Source organism: Mesorhizobium sp. M7A.F.Ca.ET.027.03.2.1 (assembly GCF_003999175.1).
Taxonomy (GTDB): Bacteria; Pseudomonadota; Alphaproteobacteria; order Rhizobiales; family Rhizobiaceae; genus Mesorhizobium.
In genome coordinates, this window is the sequence record NZ_RZOM01001663.1 from 1 (window position 1) to 759 (window position 759).

Annotated in this window: 2 protein-coding genes; both read left to right on the forward strand. The window is 64.4% G+C overall.

What is annotated here, in order from left to right; genetic code table 11:
• A partial coding sequence (locus EN750_RS37185; RefSeq protein ID WP_145968323.1) for a DUF192 domain-containing protein occupies positions 1-458 on the forward strand: 458 nt, incomplete at its 5' end.
• Positions 459-478: 20 nt separating this feature from the next.
• A partial coding sequence (locus tag EN750_RS37190) for an alpha/beta fold hydrolase (protein ID WP_189526814.1) occupies positions 479-759 on the forward strand: 281 nt, incomplete at its 3' end.

Genomic DNA, 759 nt, shown 5'->3' on the forward strand with positions numbered 1-759 from the left:
GCCGGGCGATGATCCTTCCAGCCGATCCGGCGCCATTGGTCGTGGTGACGAAAGGCGGTGATCGCTCTTTTTCCATCGAAGTCGCCGACACCGCCGCGGAGCGCGAGGCCGGCTTGATGTACCGGCAGGACATGGCGGACAACCACGGCATGCTGTTCGTCTTCGAGGTCCAGCAGCAGGTTGGCTTCTGGATGCACAACACGCCAATGCCGCTCGATCTGATTTTCGTCGGCCAGGATGGCAAGATCCGGGCGGTCAAGCACGGCGAGCCGCAATCGGACGCCGTCATTTCGCCCGGTGTACCGGTGCGCTTCGTGCTCGAGCTCAAGGCCGGCACCGCCGCCAGGAACGGCATCGAGTATGGCGACCTTTTGCGCCATCCGGCCGTGGGCACGGTATCCGGCCCCGGCATGCCACCAGCCGACAATGGCGATGCGCCCAATGGCGGTGGCGGTTGAGCACGCAGGCGGGATCGCAGATGCAGTTTTTCACCCATGACGGCTTCGACCTTGCCTTCCTCGACCGCCAGCCGGAATCGGGCGAGGGCGATCCGGTGCTGATGATCCATGGCTTCGCCTCGAGCCATTATGTCAACTGGGTGTCGCCCGGCTGGTTCAAGACGCTGAACGGTGCCGGCTACCGCGCCATCGCCTTCGACAATCGCGGCCACGGCTCGTCGTCGAAGAGCTATGAGGAGGCCGACTACACGCCGGTCAAGATGGCTTCCGATGCCGCTGCCTTGCTCGGCCATCTCGGCAT